The 281-nt window shown below is 55.9% G+C and carries 1 protein-coding gene; it reads right to left on the bottom strand.

The window, feature by feature from the left end; genetic code table 11:
- On the bottom strand, positions 1 to 281 hold a 281-nt coding region (locus RMT89_RS42450; protein ID WP_315889100.1), incomplete at both ends, for a hypothetical protein.

Genomic DNA, 281 nt, shown 5'->3' with positions numbered 1-281 from the left:
GGCACCGACGACAAAGATCGTGTCGGTCAGCTCGTAATCCACGTAGCTGTTGTTCAACTCATCCACACCCATATCGCGTGAGGAATGCACCTCGGAGTTGTATGCGGGCCGGTTGTGGATGCGGATGTTCTTGATCGACATGCTTTGGAAATACAGCTTTCCAGTCGCCCAGGTGTTTTCATAACCACCGGCGCTGCCGCCATGGTCGAAGACCGACACCACCAGATCATCCTCGGACCCTTCTGTGATCACGCGCGCGGTTACTCGGGCGACCAGATCAA

It is taken from the genome of Streptomyces sp. P17 (assembly GCF_032436805.1).
GTDB lineage: Bacteria > Actinomycetota > Actinomycetes > Streptomycetales > Streptomycetaceae > Streptomyces.
This window is presented reverse-complemented; position numbering and strand designations above follow the sequence as displayed.